This window comes from Streptomyces sp. ISL-66, from assembly GCF_018614135.1.
In the GTDB taxonomy this organism is placed as follows: Bacteria; Actinomycetota; Actinomycetes; order Streptomycetales; family Streptomycetaceae; genus Streptomyces.
Window position 1 is genome coordinate 16,900 of sequence record NZ_JAGGOW010000072.1, and the last position, 19,660, is coordinate 36,559.

At 70.1% G+C, this 19,660-nt stretch carries 14 protein-coding genes; 2 read left to right on the forward strand and 12 right to left on the reverse strand.

What is annotated here, in order from left to right:
- Nucleotides 1-141: 141 nt before the first annotated feature.
- The 11 genes from J7E97_RS14920 to J7E97_RS14970 all read right to left on the reverse strand — a co-directional run bounded on the left by J7E97_RS14920 (nt 142) and on the right by J7E97_RS14970 (nt 14,132).
- On the reverse strand, nt 142-1,587 hold the full coding sequence (locus tag J7E97_RS14920) for a family 43 glycosylhydrolase (RefSeq protein ID WP_215027303.1): 1,446 nt from the start codon (nt 1,585-1,587) through the stop codon (nt 142-144).
- A 34-nt stretch (nt 1,588-1,621) separates the two neighbouring features.
- Nucleotides 1,622-3,112 (reverse strand): family 43 glycosylhydrolase, encoded by a 1,491-nt coding sequence (locus J7E97_RS14925; RefSeq protein WP_374224156.1) that lies wholly within the window; start codon nt 3,110-3,112, stop codon nt 1,622-1,624.
- Nucleotides 3,113-3,143: 31 nt separating this feature from the next.
- Nucleotides 3,144-4,250, reverse strand: coding sequence for an aldose epimerase family protein (locus J7E97_RS14930; RefSeq protein WP_215027155.1), 1,107 nt, complete (start codon nt 4,248-4,250; stop codon nt 3,144-3,146).
- A 124-nt stretch (nt 4,251-4,374) separates the two neighbouring features.
- Nucleotides 4,375-5,880, reverse strand: coding sequence for an L-arabinose isomerase (araA, locus tag J7E97_RS14935; RefSeq protein ID WP_215027158.1), 1,506 nt, complete (start codon nt 5,878-5,880; stop codon nt 4,375-4,377).
- Nucleotides 5,881-5,893: 13 nt separating this feature from the next.
- On the reverse strand, nt 5,894-6,565 hold the full coding sequence (locus J7E97_RS14940) for an L-ribulose-5-phosphate 4-epimerase (protein WP_215027160.1): 672 nt from the start codon (nt 6,563-6,565) through the stop codon (nt 5,894-5,896).
- A gap of 3 nt (nt 6,566-6,568) precedes the next feature.
- Nucleotides 6,569-8,269 (reverse strand): ribulokinase, encoded by a 1,701-nt coding sequence (locus tag J7E97_RS14945; protein WP_308346508.1) that lies wholly within the window; start codon nt 8,267-8,269, stop codon nt 6,569-6,571.
- A gap of 81 nt (nt 8,270-8,350) precedes the next feature.
- On the reverse strand, nt 8,351-9,325 hold the full coding sequence (gene yjfF, locus J7E97_RS14950) for a galactofuranose ABC transporter, permease protein YjfF (RefSeq protein ID WP_215027166.1): 975 nt from the start codon (nt 9,323-9,325) through the stop codon (nt 8,351-8,353).
- Complete coding sequence (locus J7E97_RS14955; RefSeq protein WP_215027169.1) at nt 9,322-10,368, reverse strand: ABC transporter permease; 1,047 nt, start codon at nt 10,366-10,368, stop codon at nt 9,322-9,324. Before J7E97_RS14955 ends, yjfF begins: the two co-directional genes overlap by 4 nt.
- Entirely contained in the window at nt 10,365-11,900 is a 1,536-nt protein-coding gene (locus J7E97_RS14960) for a sugar ABC transporter ATP-binding protein (RefSeq protein ID WP_215027172.1), read from the reverse strand. The genes J7E97_RS14955 and J7E97_RS14960 overlap by 4 nt, the downstream gene beginning before the upstream one ends.
- 70 nt (nt 11,901-11,970) lie before the next feature.
- Nucleotides 11,971-12,954, reverse strand: a complete 984-nt coding sequence (locus J7E97_RS14965; RefSeq protein ID WP_215027174.1) for an ABC transporter substrate-binding protein — start codon at nt 12,952-12,954, stop codon at nt 11,971-11,973.
- A gap of 188 nt (nt 12,955-13,142) precedes the next feature.
- A complete protein-coding gene (locus tag J7E97_RS14970) occupies nt 13,143-14,132 on the reverse strand; it encodes a LacI family DNA-binding transcriptional regulator (RefSeq protein WP_215027307.1) in 990 nt (329 codons plus the stop codon).
- 492 nt (nt 14,133-14,624) lie between these two features.
- Between J7E97_RS14970 and J7E97_RS14975 the strand changes: the two genes are divergently transcribed.
- On the forward strand, nt 14,625-15,866 hold the full coding sequence (locus tag J7E97_RS14975) for a globin domain-containing protein (protein ID WP_215027177.1): 1,242 nt from the start codon (nt 14,625-14,627) through the stop codon (nt 15,864-15,866).
- Between the two features lie 75 nt (nt 15,867-15,941).
- Nucleotides 15,942-16,550 carry a pyridoxamine 5'-phosphate oxidase family protein gene (locus J7E97_RS14980; protein ID WP_215027180.1) on the forward strand — a complete coding sequence of 203 codons (609 nt, stop codon included), beginning with the start codon at nt 15,942-15,944 and terminating at the stop codon, nt 16,548-16,550.
- 147 nt (nt 16,551-16,697) lie between these two features.
- Here J7E97_RS14980 and J7E97_RS14985 read toward each other — a convergent pair whose 3' ends face one another.
- Nucleotides 16,698-19,610, reverse strand: a complete 2,913-nt coding sequence (locus J7E97_RS14985; protein WP_215027183.1) for a glycoside hydrolase family 48 protein — start codon at nt 19,608-19,610, stop codon at nt 16,698-16,700.
- Between the last annotated feature and the right edge of the window lie 50 nt (nt 19,611-19,660).

The window sequence follows — 19,660 nt, forward strand, 5'->3', positions numbered from 1 at the left end:
CGCGGTGGACCAGCCGTCCGGCCTTGGCGGCGGCCCCATTGGGCAGGAAACCGCCCGACGGCGACATGCAACACCGACACCTCCGGCCGGATGTAGATGGTCGGAGGTGTCGGGGTGGCCTAACTGCGGGCGGGCGGGCTGTTATTGCTGGCAGAAGGTGGCGTCGCCCTTGGACAGCGTGGTGGTCGCGGGCTGGACCTGGAGCAGGAAGTCGAAGTGCCGCAGGTACTGCCCCGCGGTGCTGTACGACTCGTAGGAGACGCCCGCCGAGTCGGCGAGGCCAGGGCGCTGGTAGAAGCTGGCGCTGTCCTTGAAGGCGGTGGTGCCGTCGCTCTTCTCGACCCACACCTCGCCGTTCTTGCTGTGCAGGTAGTAGCCGGGGAAGTTCGCCGACTCCAGCGAGACCGTGCCGCTGCCGCTGCCGGAGAGCCCGGTCACGGTACGGAACTGGGAGTCCGCCAGGTTGGTGACGTTCGGCTCCAGCTTCGCCCGGAAGCCGGAGTGGCGGATGAAATGGTCCGGGTAGTTGTAGGAGGACAGCCGCTTGGGCGTGGCCCCGTCCGCGACCGGGATGCCGAAGTTCGGAGTGCCGTCGGCGTTCCAGTAGAGCTTCTGGACGCGGGTGCGGCGGTTGGGGTCGTCGAGCGGGTCGCCGGTGATGTCCTTGTAATTGCGGTCGTGGTAGACGAGGATGTCGCTCTTGCCGTCCTCGGACGTGGTGAACTGGTTGTGGCCCGGGCCGAATTGGCCGGTCGCGGTGTTGCTCGTGAAGACGGGGGTCGCGCTCTTCGTCCAGGAGGCCGCGTCGAGCAGGTTGCCGGACGCCGAGGCGGAGAGCAGGCCGAGGCAGTAGTTGCTGTCGGTCGCGGAGGCCGAGTAGCTCAGGAAGACCTTGCCACCGCGCTGGATGAGCGCCGGACCCTCGTTGACCTTGTAGCCGGCCGTCTCCCAACTGTACGTGGGCACCGTCAGCCGGGTCGGCGTGCCGGAGATGGTCCACGGGTTCGACATCTTGGCGATGTAGACGTTGGAGTTCGTGGCGATCGCGGGGTCCTTCTGGGCCCAGCTGAGGTAGCGGGTGCCGCCCACGACGAAGGTGGTGGCGTCCAGCGCGAAGCTGTCCATCGGGGTGGAGATCTGACCCTTTTCGGTCCAGCCGCCGGTCAGCGGGTTGGCGCCGGAGCTCTCCAGGACGTACATCCGGATCTTCCAGATGTCGTCGGAGCTGCCGGCGGCGAAGTAGACGTACCACTTTCCGTCGATGAAGTGGATCTCCGGCGCCCAGATGTGGTTCGCCATCGCGCCGGTGGCGTGCTTGGTCCAGATCACCGTCTCGGGAGCGGTGGACAGGCCCTGGATGGTCGTCGCGCGCCGCAGGATGATGCGGTCGTACTCCGGGGCGGTGGCGGTGAAGTAGTAGTAGCCGTCGGTGTGCTTGTAGATCTGGGCGTCGGCCCGCTGGTTCACCAGGGGGTTGGTGTACGAGACGGCGCGCGAGGCGGGAACGGCGGCCTGAGCGGGTGCGGGAAGCACCAGGCCGGCCCACAGGGCTGCGCCGGCGGTGAGGACGCCGGGGATCAGGCGGATGCGGGTCACGGGTTGTCTCCTCCTGTGCGGATGGTCAGTTGGCCTTGAGCTGCCACTGCTGACAGCGGTTGCCCAGCCAGGTCCACTGGCGGACGTCGGCGCCGTCGGTGGCAGCGCAGTTGCTGACGTCGGCGACCTTGCCGGTGGCGGCGTTCACCAGGCGGACCCAGCCGCTGTCGGTGACGACCATCCGGAACCGCTGGCAGGTGTTGTTCAGCCACGACCACTGCCGGATGTCGGCGCCGTCGGAGCCGGAGCAGTCCGCGATGTCCAGGACCTTGCCGCTCGCGACGTTGACGAGGCGGCTGGTGTCGTCGCCCTGGTCCTCTATCCGCCACTTCTGCGCGTCCGCGCCGTTGCAGCTCCACTGCCGGACGTTCGCCCCGTCGTCCGGCGAACCATTGGCCACGTCGAGGCACTTGCCGCTGTTGCGATTCACCAGCGTGTACGAGGCCGGCGTCGCGGCCGTCTCGCCCGACGGCCCGGCCAGTGCCGTGCCCGTGGCGACGGGAACGCCGAAGTTCGGCGTACCGTCCGCGTTCCAGGTGAACTTCTGCGCACGCGTGGTGCGCTTGTTGTCGCAGCCTCCGCTCGCGGAGTCGTTGGCGTGGTAGACGATCCAGTTCTCCGTGCCGTCCGGTGAGGTGAAGAACCCGTTGTGGCCCGGCCCGTAGACACCTGCGGTGTCGTTGCGCTGGAGGACGGGCGTCGCCTTCTTGGTCCACGAGGACGCCAACAGCGGGTTGGTGCCCGTCAGTTCGAGCTGGCCGAGCTTGTAGTCGGGGGTGGTGCAGTAGCTCGCGGAGAAGACGATGAAGGTCTTGCCGTCGTGGTACAGGGGCTCCGGGCCCTCGTTGACGGAGGCACCCGACTTCTCCCAGGCGTAGGTCGGCGTCGAGATGACGCTGAGCGCGCCGCTCACGGTGTACGGGTTGCTCATCGGTGCGATGACGAGGTTCTGCGTGCCGTTGCCGAACGCGCTGCCGAGCAGGTAGAGCGCGCCGTTCACCCGCAGCACGCTGCCGTCGATCAGCCAGGTGTCGTTACCGGGGGCGCCGAGGTCGTTCTTGAACGTGTACGGGCCCATCGGGTCGGTGCCGGCGCTCTGCGCCACGTGCATGCGCTGGGTGGAGTTGTAGTCGGCGATGCCCTGACCGGCGACGTAGTACAAGTACCAGTGGCCGTCGAAGAAATGGATCTCCGGCGCCCAGATGTTGCAGCAGCGGGACGCCGTCGCGTCCTTCCAGACCTGCACGCTGGGAGCCGTCGCCAGCCCTGCCAGGGTCGGCGACTTGCGCATGGTGATCTCGGATGACCAGGAGGTCGTCACCAGGTAGTAGTTGCCGTTGTAGTACTCCAGCCAGGGGTCGGCGCCCTTCTGCGTCTTCACCGGGTTGGTGTACGTCCGTCCGGCGGCCGCCGTCGCCGGCGGGGCCTGGATGGTGCAGAGAAGCGCGAACAGCACGATCGCCAGGGCGATCCATGGATGGGCGCGGGCGCGGGTGCGGGTGCCGGTACGGGTCACGTCGGTCCCTTCTGGACGGTGGTGCCGCTGGTCAGCTCTGATCCGCCGAGAATCGGTACACCGTGGTCGAGCGGTACTGCTGCCCCGGGCGCAGGACCGTGGAGGGGTAGGCCGGACGGTGCGGGGAGTCCGGGAAGTGCTGGGTCTCCAGGGCGATGCCCGCGAAGGCCTCGTACGCGCCTGCGCCCGGGCCCGTCAGCGATCCGTCGAAGAGGTTCCCGGTGTAGATCTGCAGGCCGGGCTCGGTGGTCAGGCATTCCAGCCGCCGCCCACTGGCCGGGTGGCGCAGTTCGGCCACGAGCCGGGGGCCGTCGCCCTCGTACGGGCGCAGCACCCAGTTGTGGTCGTACCCGCCGCCGGCCAGCCACAGCTGCGGGTGGTCGGCGCGGATGCGCTCGCCGACCTGGCGCGGCTCGGTGAGGTCGAACGGGGTGCCGGCCACCGGGAACGCGGGCCCGTAGGGGATCAGCCGGTCGTCCACGGGGGTGTACTGGTCGGCCTCGACCCGCAGGACGTGGTCGAGGATGGTGCCGCTGCCCTCGCCGGCCAGGTTGAAGTAGGCGTGATTGGTCAGGTTGACCACGGTCGGGGCATCGGTGACGGCGGCGTACTCGATCGTGAGCGTTCCCGCGCCGTCCAGCAGGTACGTGACGCTGGCGCTCAGGGAGCCCGGGAAGCCCTGGTCCCCGTCGGGGCTGTGGAGTTCGAGGCGGACGCCGACGCGACCCGGTTCGCGTACCTCGGTGCCCTCCCAGAGCCGCGTGGCGAAGCCGTCCGGACCGCCGTGCAGGGTGTGGCCGCCGGGCTGGGTGCGGAGCCGGTGGACGGCGCCGTCCAGCGGGAGTTCGCCGTCGGCGATGCGGTTGGCGTAGCGGCCGACCGTGGCTCCGAAGTAGCAGGCGCCGCCGAGCAGGTCGGCCACGCCGGCGCCGCCGAGTACGACGTTCGCGCTCCGGCCGTGGCGGTCCGGGGTGTGGACGGCCTGCAGGCGGGCGCCGAGACCCAGCACCTCGGCCGTCACGGCCTCCTGCGATCCGAAGGTCCAGCGGTCGAGCCGCCGCCCGTCGGGGAGGGTGGCGTACGGCTCCCGCCGGATCGTCAGGCCTGCGCCGCCGGGTCGATCCGGTGTGCCGGTCATGGGGTGGTGCACCTCCAGGTGGAAGGACGGGGTGAGGCGGCGCCCGGTCCGGCCACCTCCAGGTGGAAGGACGGGGTGAGGCGGCGCCCCGGTCCGGCCGGGACCCCGCCGAGGACCACCGCCGTCAGAAGCCCTGGGCCAGGCGGTGGTACGCCTGGTTCCAGCGGATCTCCTTGGTGAACTGGCGGATGGTGGTGTCCGCGTCGATGAGGAGCAGCTCCGTCCCGAGGATGTCGGCGAGGTCGCCCAGCTCCTCGGCGCCGATCGCGCTGGACAGCACGGTGTGGTGCGGCGCGCCGGCGGTCAGCCAGGCTTCGGTGGAGGTGCGCAGGTTGGGCCGCGGCTGCCAGACGGCTCGCGCGACCGGAAGGTTCGGCAGCGGCTCGGCGGGCTCGACCACATCGATCTCGTTGGCGACCAGGCGGAACCGGTCGCCCATGTCGGCCAGGCCGACCACCACGGCCGGGCCGGTCTGCGCGTCGAAGACCAGTCGGACCGGGTCCTCCCGGCCGCCGATGCCCAGCGGGTGGATCTCGCAGGACGGCACACCGGCCGAGATGGTCGGGCAGACCTCCAGCATGTGCGCGCCGAGGATCAGCTCCCGCCCGGGCTCCAGGTGGTAGGTGTAGTCCTCCATGAAGGAGGTGCCGCCGGACCGGCCGGCTGACATCACCTTGAGCGTGCGCAGCAGGACGGAGGTCTTCCAGTCGCCTTCGCCGCCGAAGCCGTAGCCGTCGGCCATCAGCCGCTGGACGGCCAGGCCGGGCAGTTGGCGCAGGCCGCCGAGGTCCTCGAAGTTGGTGGTGAAGGCCTTGAAGCCGCCCTCCGTCAGGAAGCCGCGGAGCCCGAGTTCGATCCGCGCGGCGTAGCGGAGCGAGTCGTGGCGCTCGCCCCCCGCGCGGAGTTCGGGCGCGACCCGCAAGGTGTCCTCGTACTCCTTGACCAGCTCGGTCACCACGGCGTCGGTGCTCGCGTCGACGGCCTCGACCAGGTCGTTCACGCCGTACGTGTTGACCGAGACGCCGAAGCGGAGCTGGGCTTCGACCTTGTCGCCCTCGGTGACGGCGACATCGCGCATGTTGTCGCCGAAGCGGGCCAGTTTGAGGCCGCGCAGCTCGGCCTGTCCGGCCGCGGCCCGGGCCCAGGAGGCGATCCGCACGGCCACGGACGGGTCGCTGACGTGTCCTGCGACGGTCTTGCGGGCGACGCCGAGGCGGGACTGGATGTAGCCGAACTCGCGGTCGCCGTGGGCGGCCTGGTTCAGGTTCATGAAGTCCATGTCGATGGACGCCCAGGGCAGTGCGACGTTGGCCTGGGTGTGCAGGTGGAGCAGCGGCTTGCGCAGCGCGTCCAGGCCGGCGATCCACATCTTCGCCGGGGAGAAGGTGTGCATCCAGGCGATCAGGCCGATGCAGGCGTCGTCGGAGTTGGCGTCCAGGCAGATCCGCCGGATCGCGTTCGCGTCGGTGAGGACGGGCTTCCACACCACCCGGACGGGGACGCCGTGGTCCTCGTCCAGCGTGTCGGCGATCCGCCGGGACTGCTCGGCCACCTGGCGCAGGGTGTCCTCGCCGTACAGGCCCTGGCTGCCGGTCAGGAACCAGACCTCGCGGCCCTCGATTGACTTCATGGGGGAGATCTCCTTAGTGGGCAGCGCGCTGCTGGCCGTACACGTTCTGGTAGCGGTGGTTGAGCCGGTCGATGTCGCTCTGCGGGATCGGCAGGGGTTCCCCGAGCTGGCGGGAGATGTGGACGGTGCGGGCGACGTCCTCGCACATCACGGCGGCCTTGACGGCGGCCTTGGCGTCCTTACCGATGGTGAAGACGCCGTGGCTCTGCATCAGGACGGCGGGCGAGCGGTGGCCCTGGAGCGTCTGTACGATGCCCCGGCCGATGGAGTCGTCGCCGATCAGCGCGAACGGGCCGATGGGGATCTCGGCGCCGAACTCGTCGGCCATGGCGGTGAGTACGCAGGGCACGGCCTCGCCGCGCGCGGCCCAGGCACAGGCGTAGGTGGAGTGGGTGTGCACCACTCCCCCGACGTCGGGGCGGTGGCGGTAGACGTAGGCGTGTGCGGCGGTGTCCGAGGACGGGGAGTGGTCGCCCTCGACGACCTTGCCGTCCAGGTCGCAGACGATCATGGCCTCGGCCGTGAGCTCGTCGTACGGGACACCGCTCGGCTTGATGACCATCAGGTCCTCGCCGGGGACGCGGGCGGAGACGTTTCCGGCGGTCCAGACGACAAGGCCGTAGCGGACCAGTTCCTGGTGGAGGTCGCTGACCTGGCGGCGCAGCAGGTCGATCGGGGAGCTCATCGGTCAGGCCTCGCTCTTCTGGGCGGTCACGGTCAGGGCGGTGTTGCGCATCGCGCGCAGGCGGTGGAGGAGCTTGTCGGGGCCGGTGCCGAAGTGCTCGTGCAGGGCCCGGTACTCCGCGTAGAGGGCGTCGTAGGCGTCGGCCCTGGCGGTGTCCGGCTGGTACGCGCCGCGCTGCACCCGGCCCATCGCGGCGGCGGCGGTGCGCACGTCGGGGTGGGCGCCGGCGGCGACGGCCGCGTGGATGGCGGAGCCGAGCGCCGGTCCCTGGGCGGATTCGGCGAGCGAGACGGGGCGGCGCAGCACGTCGGCGTAGATCTGCATCAGCAGGGCGTTCTTCTTCAGTCCGCCCGTGACGATGAATTCGGTGACCGGGACGCCGCCCTGCTCCAGCGCGTCGACGATGGTGCGGGTGCCGAAGGCGGTGGCCTCCAGCAGGGCGCGGTAGATCTCCTCGGGGCGGGTGGCGAGGGTGAGGCCGACGATGACGCCGGAGAGGTGGTGGTCGACCAGGGTGGAGCGGTTGCCGTTCATCCAGTCGAGGGCGACCAGGCCGTGGCCGCCGACGGGCTGGTCGGCGATCTTGCCGGTGAGCAGCTGGTGCAGGTCCTGTCCGGTGGCTTCGGCCTCGGCGAGGTAGTCGGCGGGCACGCCCTGGCGCAACCACCAGGCGAAGATGTCGCCGACGGCGCTCTGGCCGGCTTCGTAGCCGAAGGCGCCTTCGACGATGCCGCCGTCGACGACTCCGCAGATGCCGGGGACATCGGCGAGGGCGGCGCCGTTGACGACGTGGCAGGTGGAGGTGCCCATGATGGCGAGGAGCCGGCCGTTCTCGACGGCCTGGGCGGCGGGGGCTGCCACGTGGGCGTCCACGTTGCCGGTGGCGACGGCGATGCCCTCGGGCAGACCGGTCCAGGCGGCGGCCCGGGCGGTGAGCGAACCGGCCCGGGACCCCAGCGGCGACAGCGGGTGTTCGAGCCGGGTGCGGGCGAAGTCGGCGAAGTCGGGGTGCAGGGCGGCGAGGTAGTCCTGGCTCGGGTACTGGCCGTCCTGGTGGATGCCCTTGTAGCCGGCGGTGCAGGTGTTGCGGGTCTCGGCGCCCGTGAGCTCCCAGACGATCCAGTCGGCCGCCTCGATCCAGCGCTCGGTGGCGGCGTAGGTGTCCGGGTCCTCCTCCAGCAGCTGCAACGCCTTGGCGTACTGCCACTCGGCGGAGATCTTGCCGCCGTAGCGGGAGATCCACTTCTCCCCGCGCAGGTGGGCGAGGTGGTTGATCCGGTCGGCCTGGTCCTGGGCGGCGTGGTGCTTCCAGAGCTTGGGCCAGGCGTGCGGGCGGCCGGCGAGGGCGGTCTCGGCGAGCGGGGTGCCGTCGGCGCGTACGGGCAGGACGGTGCAGGCGGTGAAGCAGGTGGCGATGCCGATCACGGAGGCCGGGGCGACGCCGCCCGCGGCGAGGGCGGCGGGGACGGCGGTGCGCAGGACCTCGCGCCAGTCCTCGGGGTGCTGGAGGGCCCAGTCGGGCGGCAGGATCCGGCCGGTGTCGGGGAGTTCGCGGTCGATGACGCCGTGCGGGTACTCGTGGACGGCGGAGCCGACCTCCTCGCCGTCGCGTACGCGGACCACCACGGCTCGGCCGGACAGCGTGCCGAAGTCGACACCGACGACGTAGCTCTCCACGTCCTGGGCGGCTGGAGTCACGGTCACGTTCATATCCTTCGTACGGAAGCGGGCATGTGTTAGCGCTCACAATCGACCCTGTTCTCGAGGACAGGGCACAGTGGGGTGTCAGACCTTGCGCCGGCCGGTGATCAGGCGCTGGAGCAGGATGAAGACGAACAGCAGGCAGCCGATCACGATCCTGGTCCACCACGAACTGAGCGTGCCCTGGAAGCTGATGACGGTCTGGATCAGGCCCAGCACCAGCACCCCGAGGACGGTACCCAGCAGGTAGCCCGAGCCGCCGGTCAGCAGCGTTCCGCCGATCACCACCGCGGCGATCGCGTCGAGCTCCAGGCCCACCGCGTGCAGCCCGTAGCCGGAAAGCATGTAGAAGGTCAGCAGCACGCCCCCGAGCGCCGAGCAGAATCCGCTGATCGCGTACACCGCGATCTTCGTCCGGGCGACCGGGAGCCCCATCAGCAGCGCGGACTGCTCGCTGCCGCCCAGCGCGTACACGTTCCGGCCCAGCCGGGTGTAGTGCAGCACCACGAAGGCGATCGCCAGCACGCCCACCGCGATCAGCACGCTCGGCGAGACGAACAGGTCCGCGGACAGCGGGATCCGGGTCTGCGCGAACGCCGTGTAGGTCGGATCGGTGATCGAGATCGAGTCGATGCTGATGGTGTAACAGAGGCCGCGGGCCAGGAACATGCCGGCGAGCGTCACGATGAACGGCTGGATCTCGAAGGAGTGGATCACCCACCCCATCACGAACCCGGAGCCCGTCCCGACCACCAGAACCAGCGGGATCACCAGCAGGGGCGGCCAGCCGTGCCCCTCCACCAGCCAGGCCGAGATCATCGTGGAGAGTGCCACCATCGCGCCGACCGACAGGTCGATCCCTCCGGTCAGCACCACGAAGGTCATCCCGACCGCCACCACGAGCAGGAAGGCGTTGTCGATCAGCAGGTTGAGCAGCACCTGCCCGGAGAAGAAGCCGTCGTACTGGACCGAGCCGACGCCGAACATCGAGACCAGCAGGATGGATGTGACCAGCAGCGGGACGTACTCGCGGCCGCGGGTCAGTGCGTTCGAGGTCATGCCCCCGCCTCCTCGGACGTCAGCGGCTGCGACTGCGGCCGTGCACCGCGTTTCCCCGGCGCCCGCCGCCGGGCGGCCTTGGCGCGGAAGGCGGGTGACTGGATCAGGCAGACCGCGATCACCACGAAGGCCTTGAAGACGAGCGTGGTCTCCGGCGGGATGCCGATGGTGTAGACGGTGGTGGAGAGGGTCTGGATGATCAGGGCGCCGATCACCGTGCCGCCGAGCGAGAACCGCCCGCCGATCAGTGAGGTGCCCCCGACCACCACGGCCAGGATGGCGTCGAGCTCGATCCAGAGCCCGGCGTTGTTGCCGTCGGCGCTCGACACGTTCGAGCTGATCATGAGCCCGGCGACGCCCGCGCACAGCGCGCTGAAGACGTACACCAGCCCGATCAGGCCCATGGCGCGGATGCCGACCAGTCGGCTGGCCGCCGGGTTCCCGCCGACCGACTCCAGCAGCAGCCCGAGGGCCGTGCGCCGGGTCAGCAGTGAGGTCAGCACGACGACCGCTCCCGCGAGCAGGATCGCGAACGGCACGGTCAGCCAGTACCCGCCGCCGATCAGCTTGTACGGCTCGCTGGTGACGGTGACGATCTGGCCGTCCGTCACCAGCTGGGCGACGCCGCGTCCGGCCACCATGAGGATCAGGGTGGCGATGATCGGCTGGACGCCCGCCCTGGCCACGAGCAGCCCGTTGGTCACCCCCAGCACGAGGGCGACGAGCAGCGCGATCGCGACCGCGCCCAGCACCGTGCCGGGGCTCGCCGGGTCAGCGGCCCGGCTGATGTGCAGGCAGGCCAGCGCACCCGCGATGGCGACGGTGGAGCCGACCGAGAGGTCGATGCCGGCCGTCGCGATCACCAGGGTCATGCCGAGGGCCACCAGGATCAGCGGTGCGCCGAAGTGCAGGATGTCGACGAGGCTTCCGTAGAGGTGCCCGTCCTTCATCCGGATCGCGAAGAAGTCCGGAGTGAACGCGAGGTTGGCCAGCAGCAGGGCCGCGAGGACCGCGCCGGGCCAGAAGAGGCGGTGTTTGATCACGACTGTGCTCCGCTCGCGATCGTCGCCATGATGCGCTCGGGGGTGAGCGAGCCGTCGTTGGGCAGCTCGGCCACCAGTCGGCGGTCCCGCAGCACTCCCACCCGGTGGCTGAGCCGCAGCACCTCCTCCAGCTCGGCCGAGATGAACAGCACGGACATGCCGTCAGTGGCCAAGGAGGCCACCAGCTTCTGGATTTCGGCCTTGGCCCCGATATCGATCCCGCGCGTCGGCTCGTCCAGGATCAGCAGCTTCGGGTCGGTGAGCAGCCAGCGGGCCAGCAGCACCTTCTGCTGGTTGCCCCCGCTGAGGTTGCGCACCAGCGCCTCGGGGTCGTCCGGCCGGATGTCCAGTGCCCGGATCCAGCGCAGGGCGAGCTCGTCCTGCCTGGTGCGGGAGATCGGACGCATCCAGCCGCGGGCCGCTTGCAGAGCGAGGACGATGTTCTCACGCACCGTCAACTCTCCGACGAGCCCTTCCGTCTTGCGGTTCTCCGAACAGAAGGCGATGCCGTACGAGATCGCGGCGCGCGGGGTGCGCAGCGCGGCGTCCACGCCCGCGATCCGTACCGATCCCTCGGTGCTGTGGTCGGCACCGAACAGCAGCCGGGCCGCCTCCGTCCGCCCCGATCCCAGCAGGCCTGCCAGGCCGATGACTTCACCGGCATGGATGCTCAGGTCGTACGGTTCGATCGCGCCGCTGCGGGCGAGGCCGTCGGCTTGCAGGAACGGCGTGGTGCCGGCCGGTGCGGCGGGCTCACGACGGGTGCTGCCGGACAGCTCCTCCAGGCTCGCCAGCTCGCCGCCGATCATGCGGGCGACCAGCTCGGTCTGCCCGAGCTCGCGGGTCAAGTACTCACCCTCCAGGCGCCCGTTGCGCAGGATGGTCATCCGGTCGCAGATCTCGTAGATCTGGTCCAGGAAGTGCGAGACGAACAGGATCGCCACGCCTTGGTCGCGCAACCGGCGCATCACCTCGAACAGTTGCCGGACCTCGTCGCGGTCCAGGCTGGAGGTCGGCTCGTCCAGGATCAGCACCTTGGCCGAGACGTCCACCGCACGGACGATCGCGACCAGCTGCTGGACGGCTATCGAGCAGCTGTTCAGCGGGGCGGTGACGTCGATGTCCAGGTCGAGACCGGATACCAGCTCCGCGGCCCGGCGGCGCATGGCGGCCCAGTCGATGAGGCCGAACCGGCGCGGCTCGCGGCCGATGAAGATGTTCTCCGCGACCGACAGGTTCGGGCAGAGGTTCACCTCCTGGTACACCGTGCTGATCCCGGCCGACTGCGCCTGCACCGGGCCGGATATGTGCACGGACCGGCCGTCGAGGACGACCTCGCCGCCGTCCGACGGGTGGACGCCGGTGAGGACCTTGATCAGGGTGGACTTGCCGGCGCCGTTCTCACCCATCAGCGCGTGCACCTCACCGGGGAAGAGCCGGAAGTCGACCCCGTCCAGTGCCACCACGCCCGGGAACTCCTTGCGGATCCCGTGTACTTCCAGGATCGGTTGCCTGGCGCCGTGCTCGTGCATCCGCTCCTCCTCTCATGGTCTGGACCGGGGGCGATCGCGGCTCGCGGACTCGCCCCCGGCCACCGGGCCGTCAGTACTGACGGTTCGGCAGAGCGGCCGCGGCCTGGTCCTGGGTGAAGACGCCCTCTTCGGTCTTGATCCGGCGCTCCACCTTCTCGCCGGCCTTGACCTTCTTGATCAGGTCCATCAACTGGTCACCGAGGAGCGGGTTGCACTCGACATCGACGTTGATCTTGCCCTGGCTCATCGCGGTGAAGGCGTCCTTGATGCCGTCGACCGAGATGATCTTGATGTCGGTGCCGGGCTTCTTGCCGGCCTCCTCGATGGCCTGGATGGCGCCGAGGGCCATGTCGTCGTTGTGCGCGTAGAGCACGTCGATCTTGGGCTGGGACTTCAGGAAGGCCTGCATGACCTCCTTGCCCTTGGCGCGGGTGAAGTCGCCGGTCTGCGAGGCCACGATCTTGAACTTCGGATCGGCCTTGATGACGTCGGTGAAGCCCGCCTTGCGGTCGTTGGCGGGGGCGGAGCCGGTGGTGCCCTGGAGCTCCACGATGTTCACCGCGTCGGTCTTGCCCTCGTACTCCTTCACCAGCCAGTCGCCGGCCTTCCTGCCCTCCTCGACGAAGTCCGAGCCGAGGAAGCTGGCATAGAGCGACTCGTCCTTGGAGTCCACCGCGCGGTCCGTGAGGACCACCGGGATCTTGGCGTCCTTGGCCTCCTTGAGCACGGTGTCCCAGCCCGACTCCACCACCGGCGAGAAGGCGATGACGTCCACCTTCTGCTGGATGAAGGAACGGATGGCCTTGATCTGGTTCTCCTGCTTCTGCTGCGCGTCGGAGAACTTCAGGGTGACACCGGCCTTCTTGGCCGCGTCCTGGACGGACTTGGTGTTGGCGGTACGCCAACCGCTCTCCGCGCCGACCTGCGAGAAGCCCACGGTGAGCTTGCCGCCGGATCCACTGCCTTCGGTCGAGTCCCCGCCACCGGAACCACAGGCGGACAGCATCGCGACCATCGTGCCGGCGATCAGGGCCGCCGCAGCTCTCTTGGACATCTCTGGGTTTCCTCTCGGATGGGTGCGCCGTCCCCGTGCAGGGCGACGCTGCGCCGTCCCCGTGCAGGGCGACGCCCACCGCGATTGTTAACGTTAACAATTTGTCCGACAAGACTGAGGGTCCACCGTTACCCAATCTTGATACGGCCGCCTCGCCGACGGAATCCCCTGGAGGAGGACCGAGTTGCCTACTGGTGGGCCGCCGGGCCCGCGCTGCGGCGCAGCACCATCTCCGGCGAGACCAGCACGTGGCTGCGGACATGGCCGACGCCGTCGAGTTCCTCCACCAGCAGCTCGAGGGCGCGGCGTCCCAGCTCCCCGAAGTCCTGGCGGACGGTGGTCAGCGGCGGAGTGAAGTACGCGGACTCGGGGATGTCGTCGAAGCCCACGACACTGATGTCGCCCGGGATCGCCCGGCCCGCCTCGTGCAGTGCGCGCAGCAGGCCCAGAGCCATGTGGTCGTTCGCGCAGAAGACCGCGGTGACCAGCGGGTCTTTCGCGATCCTCAGCCCGGCCTCGTACCCCGAGGGAGCGCTCCAGTCCCCGCTCTGGACCTTCGGCACCCGGGCGCCGGCCGCCTCCAGCGTCGTGCGCCAGCCGTCCTGCCGGGTCATGGTCTCCAGCCAGCCGGACGGGCCGGCCACATGGTGCACGGTGCCGTGTCCGAGGTCGAGCAGGTGACGGGTGGCAGCCGAAGCCCCGGCCTCGTTGTCCACCGCCACCGTCGGCACCCGGGACCGGCTTCCCGACCCCACGGCCACCACCGGTACCGCACTGGAGAGCTTCGCCAGCGCACTCACCGCCGAGATCTGCGGCGCGATCACGACGATGCCCTCCACGCCCTGGTCACGGAGCCGGTCCACGGCCTCCTGGACGGAGCGGGTGTCCAGCGAGCGCAGGCTCGCCACACTGACGAAGTACCCGGCGCTGCGCGCGGCCTTCTCGATGCCGTCCAGCATCGAGGCCGGGCCGTAGAGCGCACTGCCGAAGCTGACCACGCCGAGGGTCTGCGAACGCCGGGTGACCAGGGCGCGGGCCGCAGAGTTGGGCCGGTAGTCGAGCTCCCGGATGGCGGCGAGCACCCGGTCGCGGGTGTCCGGCCGGACGTGCGGGGCACCGTTCAGGACGCGCGACACCGTCTGGTGGGACACGCCGGCCACCCGTGCCACGTCCGCCATCACAGGGTGGCGCGGCTCCGGCCCGGTGCTTGCAGTTCCCACTCGGGGCCCCCTCGTTGGTCTCGCCGACGCCCGGCGCTGCGGCCCGGCCGGGGTCGGCGCCCCGGTCCGGGTCGGCGCCCCGATCCGCGACACAGCGCGGGCCGGGCCGTACGACTGTCTCACGCGTGCTCACGAGAGTGTATTTGTTCACGATCACCGCCGGGCATGCCGAGTGGGGGCCGGGAAGCGCCCGGGGAAGTCGAGGCGGGCGAAGAGCACCGCTCGGGAAGTCGCGAAGCGTCGCTTAACGGAAAAACCCGCCAGGGCGCAATGGGTGCATGCCGGTCATACCTCCTTGCTACTTCTGAGTCACCTACGTTGTCATGTACCGTCCGGAACCGCTTGATCCGATTCGGTGTTCCCGACCCAATGAGGACTCATGACCGCCACATTCGACGTCCCGGTCGCCGCTCCGCCCAGACGAACAACGGATGGGGGAGCGCTGGTCCCTTGAGATTCCGGATCAATCGCTCAGGCCACACGCCCCCGCTCCCGGCTCCGCAGGCCCCCGCGCCCGCCCCGCCCGTACGTCCGGCCGAGCCCGAGGTCGTCGAGGCGCCCCTGTCGGCCCGCGAGACAGAGCTCATACGCGCCTCCGTGGCAGTGGTCGAGCCGCTCGCCGCGGAAATGACGGTCTACTTCTACGCGGTCCTCTTCGCCCGCTACCCCGAAGTCCGTCCGATGTTCCCGCCCGGCATGGACGCCCAGCGCGGCCGACTGCTGCGCGCGCTGCTGCGCATCGTGGACCTCGTCGACGACCCCGAAAACCTCGTCCGCTTCTGCGGGCACCTTGGACGCGACCACCGCAAGTTCGGTACGCTCAGCGCGCATTTCCCGGCCGTGGGCGAATGCCTCCTCGCCTCCCTGGCCCGCTACGCCGGCCCCGCCTGGACCGCGGACATCGCCGCCGCGTGGACCAAGGCGTACGGTGTGATCGCCGAGGTCATGATCAGCGCCGCCGAGCAGGACGAGGCGCTGCGGCCCGCGGTGTGGCCCGCCACGGTGGTGCACCGGCTCTCGCGCGGAAACGGCATCGCCGAGATCACCGTGCGCCCGCACATGCCCTACGAGTACGCCGCCGGGCAGTACGTGAGCATCGAGACCCCGTGGTGGCCGAAGCACTGGCGCTACTACTCCCCCGCCAACGCGCCCCGCGAGGACGGCAGCCTCACGTTTCACGTGCGCGCGGTCCCCGGCGGCTCCGTCAGCAGCGCCCTGGTGCACCGGGCGGTAGTAGGCGACGTGGTCCACCTGGGTGCCCCGATGGGTGACATGGTGCTGGATGCGGCCGTCTTCAAGGACCTGCTCTGTGTGGCCGGCGGGACCGGCCTCGCGCCGATCCGCGCGCTCGTCGAAGAAGTCGCCCGCCGGGGCGGGCGCCATCAGGTGGACCTGTTCCTCGGTGCCCGCACCGGCGCCGAGCTGTACGGGGTGGACGACATGCTGCGGATGGCCCAGCGCCACCACTGGCTGACCATCAGGGGCGCGGTCTCCCACGAGCACATCCCCGGAATCCGGGGGTCCCTGCCGGAGGTGCTGGCCGAGTACGGACCGTGGTACCAGCACGACGTCTATCTCAGCGGCCCGGCCCAGATGGTCGTCTCCGCCACCGAGACGCTCAGGCTCGGCGGCACCATGCCCGACCGCATCCACCACGACCCGTTCGAGACACCCGTCCTGTCCTTTCCCTGAGCCAAGCCTGCGAACCGAACCCCTGAACCACGCCCCTGAGCCAAGCGCTTGCCCGTCCTGCCAGGAGAACGCCCCGTGTCCCTCCCCCCACCCCCCTTCGGATCAGCCGGTGAACACCAGCTGCAGCAGCGACTGGGCACCGCCGAGCGCGCCGCCCGGTTCTACGACCAGCAGGTGCGCCCCTGCCTCACGTCCGAGATGCGGGACTTCATAGGCCGCCAGACGATGGTCTTCCTGGCCACCGCCGACTCCCACGGCGAATGCGACTCCAGTTTCCGGGCGGGGCCGCCGGGATTTGTCCACGTGATCGACGAGCACACGCTCGCCTACCCCGAGTTCCGCGGGAACGGTGTGCTCGCCAGCGCCGGCAACATGACGGAGAACCCCCATCTCGGCATGCTGTTCGTGGACTTCACCCACCATCACGTGGGCCTTCACGTCAACGGGGTGGCCCGGCTCTACACGGACGCGGGCCTGCGCTCCCTCCATCCCGGCCTGCCCGCCGACGTCGCGCCCGGGCGCAGTCCCGAAATGTGGGTCCACCTCAGCGTCGAAGAGGCCTACATCCACTGCTCCAAGTACATCCCCCACCTGGAGCCGGCCCCCCGTCCCACCGGCCACGACGCCGCGCGCCCGAAGGACGCGAGCTATTTCACCGGACCGCTGAGCACGCCTCGCCGTTGAGCAAGAAGCCGTCGGCCGGGCGGTATACGGCTTGGCAACGCGTGGAGGCCGGCCGGTATACAGCTTGGCGACGCGTGGAGGCCGGGCGGCCCTCGCGGGCCGCCCGGCCCCTTCGTACGCGCAGTCCCCTCCGGGCGGGGCGGGCCGTTATTCGAGCAGCTCCGCGTACGAGCCCATGGCCAGGGCGATGTCCGCCTGGGCCCAGAACCGGTGGTACGTGAAGACGGGCGCGGCGCCGCCCGCGAGGTAGGCCTCGATCTTCGGCCAGGCCGGGTCGTCCTGGTAGAAGGTGCGGATCGAGGCGAAGGTGGACGCGGAGTTCACCGCGTCGCCGTTCGGCATGGTGCCGGTCCACGTGCCGGGCACGTACACCGGGTTGCTGAAGCGGTTGTAGTCGGTCCGGGTCTCCTGGACGGCGACGCCCAGGGGGTCCTGGTGGTGGGCCCACATGCCGTCGAGCAGGGCCTTGGCGACCCGCTTGGCCTCGGGATGCCCGGACTTCGCGGCGTAGTAGGTCAGGGTCTTGGCGTAGGCGGCGGCCACGCCCACGTCGTCGGTGTAGTCGGCGACGGTGACGTGCAGGCCCCCGTTCGCGCCGGGAGCGGACGCGTTCCAGGTGTCGGGGGCACCCGACCACTGGAGGGTGGAGGGGATGCGGTAGGTGCCGTCGGGGTTGATGGTGGTCTTCGACAGGGCCCAGCCGACCCACTTGTCGAGCACGGTCTTGGCGGCCGCGTCGCCCGTCTGCCGGTAGTACTCCGCGACGCGCTCCATGGACCAGGCCTGGAAGCCGAACCACTGGTTGGACGCCGGGTCGTGGTAGACCGGCTTCTCGTCGTAGAAGAGGCCGTGGAAGGTGGGGGTCCCGGCCGGGGGCTGTGCGTACCGCCCCTGCCAGCTGTTGGTGGCGCCGCCGGCGATGGCGCCCTCGTCGGACTGGAGCCAGCGGTAGAACTCCAGCTGCCGGTCCAGGCTGGTCGCCCAGTCCGCCGCGCCGGTCGACGACTTGGGCTTGAGCGGGGCGTACTCGCTGAGCGCGTAGGCGGCGAGCGGGTTCTGGTAGCCGCCGTGGGCGTGGCTGGAGCCGATCCGCCAGGACCAGCCGGCCGAGGTGTCGGTGGCGCCGCCCCAGGCGTAGTACCAGGACATCAGGTAGTGCGCGCTGTCCTTGCCGGTGCCGGCGGGGCAGACGGTCGGGCCGACGCAGTTGCCGGCCTTCTTGAAGTACTTGTCGAACATGGAGTACCGCAGGTAGTCGCCCATCTTGGCCGCCTTGGTGACGGTCGCGGTGACCTGGGTCCCCTTGCCCTGTTCCTTGGCCCAGACGTCGGCCCAGTACGCGGCCTGGATGGCACGCGCGTCGGCGTCCGGGGCGTTGGTGAACTTCCACTGCTTGGCGTAGGAGGAGTCCCCGGTGAAGAGGTCGAGGTAGCCGTTCTTGCCGCCGTAGGCGAACTTGTCGCAGGTGGGGTGCGGAACGGTCTCCCAGACCGATTCCTGCGGGCCGCGCTGGAAGGTGTTGATGTACGAGGGTCCGGTCGCGGTCGGTCCGGCGGAGCACTTTCCGGGCTCGTTCCCGAAGCCGTAGACGTTGTCGACGTCCTGGAGCCAGTGCATGCCGTAGATGTCGTCCGTGCCGTACGCGCCCTTCAGCTCGCCGGCTATCGGGTCCACGCCGGCGGTGACCGTCCCGTCGAGCTTGGCCGGATACTGCGAGGGAAGGTCGTGCTCGGGGGCGTAGGTGGCCGGCTTGGAGGCGTTGTAGGAGCCGGTCGTCGGCTGGTCGGCATGGGTGGGGATCATGAACTTCTCCATGGTGTCCCACGCGCCGTTGAACTTGGTCCAGTCCCCGGTGATCTTCCCGTACATCGCCTGCAGCCAGATCAGGTAGCTGTACGCCTCCGAGGTCGTCTCGTGCCCGTGGTCCGGGGCCTCGACGATCAGCGTCTCGACGGAGTGGTACGGGATGCCCTCGGGCGAGAAGTAGCCGTTGGCCGGGTTGGTGATCTTCCCGTGGAGGTCGAGGAAGCGGGCGTCGTACGTGGAGTCGGCGGCCAGCTGGACGACGGTGACCTCCGCCTTCGTACGGCCGGGAGCGGTCGCGGTGAAGACGGCGGAGCCGCTGCCGGTGGTGCCGGCGGTGACCGTCACCTTCTGGGCGGTGTTCCAGTTCGCCGGGGTGAACGTGAGCGTGGCGGGCGTCGCGGTGAGATCGGTGTTGCCCAAGGTGCGGGCGACGCTCACCGTGACGTTCGCGGCCGGCTGGGTGGAGAGCTTCAGATCGAAGGTGCCCGTCTGCCCGCGGCGTACGGAGAGCTGCGCGGGGGCGGCGACGAGCGCGGGCCCGGCGGTGACGGTGATGCCGACGGGGGCCGACTCGCCGGAGGCGCCGAGGCTGTCGTAGGCCTTGGCGTAGAGGGAGTGGGCCCCGGCGGCCAGGCCGGTGGCGCCGAGGGTGAAGGGCGCCGTGGTGTCCGTACCCAGGAGCGTGGTGTCGCTGTAGAACTCGACCTTGCCGACGGTGGCGCTGTCGGCCGCCGCGGCGGTGGCGGCGAGCGGGACCGGGTCGCCCGCGGTGTAGACGGCGCCCGCGGCGGGGCTGGTCAGGACGGCGACCGGGGGCTGGTGGGCTCCGGTGCACGCAGTGCCGTTGACCGCGAAGGAGGTGGGGGCGGCGTTGGTCCCGCTGTAAGTGAACTGGGCGCCGGCGGTGACGGCCGCGCCCGCGGCGACGGTCCTGTTCCAGGACGCGGCCGCGACGCTGACGGTCTTGCCCGACTGGGCCCAGGTGCCGTTCCAGCCGTTGGTCAGCTTCTGGTCGCCCGTGTAGGCGTAGGTGAGGGTCCAGCCGTCGAGCGGGGTGGCGGACCGGTTGGTGAGGGTGAGTTCGGCGGTGAAGCCCGAACCCCAGTCGTTGGTCTTGTAGTCGACGCTGCACTGCACCGCCGCGGCCTGGGCGGCGGTGGTGGCTCCGACGGCCGTCAGACCGAGGGGGAGGGAGAAGGCTGCGGCCAGCGCGATCAGCCGGCTGCGTCGTCTGCTCAACGGGCGTGGTGGCATGCGGTGGTTCTCCTCGCGGTCCGGGGAAGTGGGGGTGTGCGAAGAGCTCG

Excerpts from the sequence above, each read along its gene's own strand:
- J7E97_RS14985 (WP_215027183.1), bottom strand. The coding sequence starts at position 19,610 with ATGCCACCACGCCCGTTGAGCAGACGACGCAGCCGGCTGATCGCGCTG.
- yjfF (WP_215027166.1), bottom strand. The coding sequence starts at position 9,325 with ATGACCTCGAACGCACTGACCCGCGGCCGCGAGTACGTCCCGCTGCTG.
- J7E97_RS14930 (WP_215027155.1), bottom strand. The coding sequence starts at position 4,250 with ATGACCGGCACACCGGATCGACCCGGCGGCGCAGGCCTGACGATCCGG.
- J7E97_RS14960 (WP_215027172.1), bottom strand. The coding sequence starts at position 11,900 with ATGCACGAGCACGGCGCCAGGCAACCGATCCTGGAAGTACACGGGATC.
- J7E97_RS14965 (WP_215027174.1), bottom strand. The coding sequence starts at position 12,954 with ATGTCCAAGAGAGCTGCGGCGGCCCTGATCGCCGGCACGATGGTCGCG.
- J7E97_RS14970 (WP_215027307.1), bottom strand. The coding sequence starts at position 14,132 with ATGGCGGACGTGGCACGGGTGGCCGGCGTGTCCCACCAGACGGTGTCG.
- araA (WP_215027158.1), bottom strand. The coding sequence starts at position 5,880 with ATGAAGTCAATCGAGGGCCGCGAGGTCTGGTTCCTGACCGGCAGCCAG.
- J7E97_RS14940 (WP_215027160.1), bottom strand. The coding sequence starts at position 6,565 with ATGAGCTCCCCGATCGACCTGCTGCGCCGCCAGGTCAGCGACCTCCAC.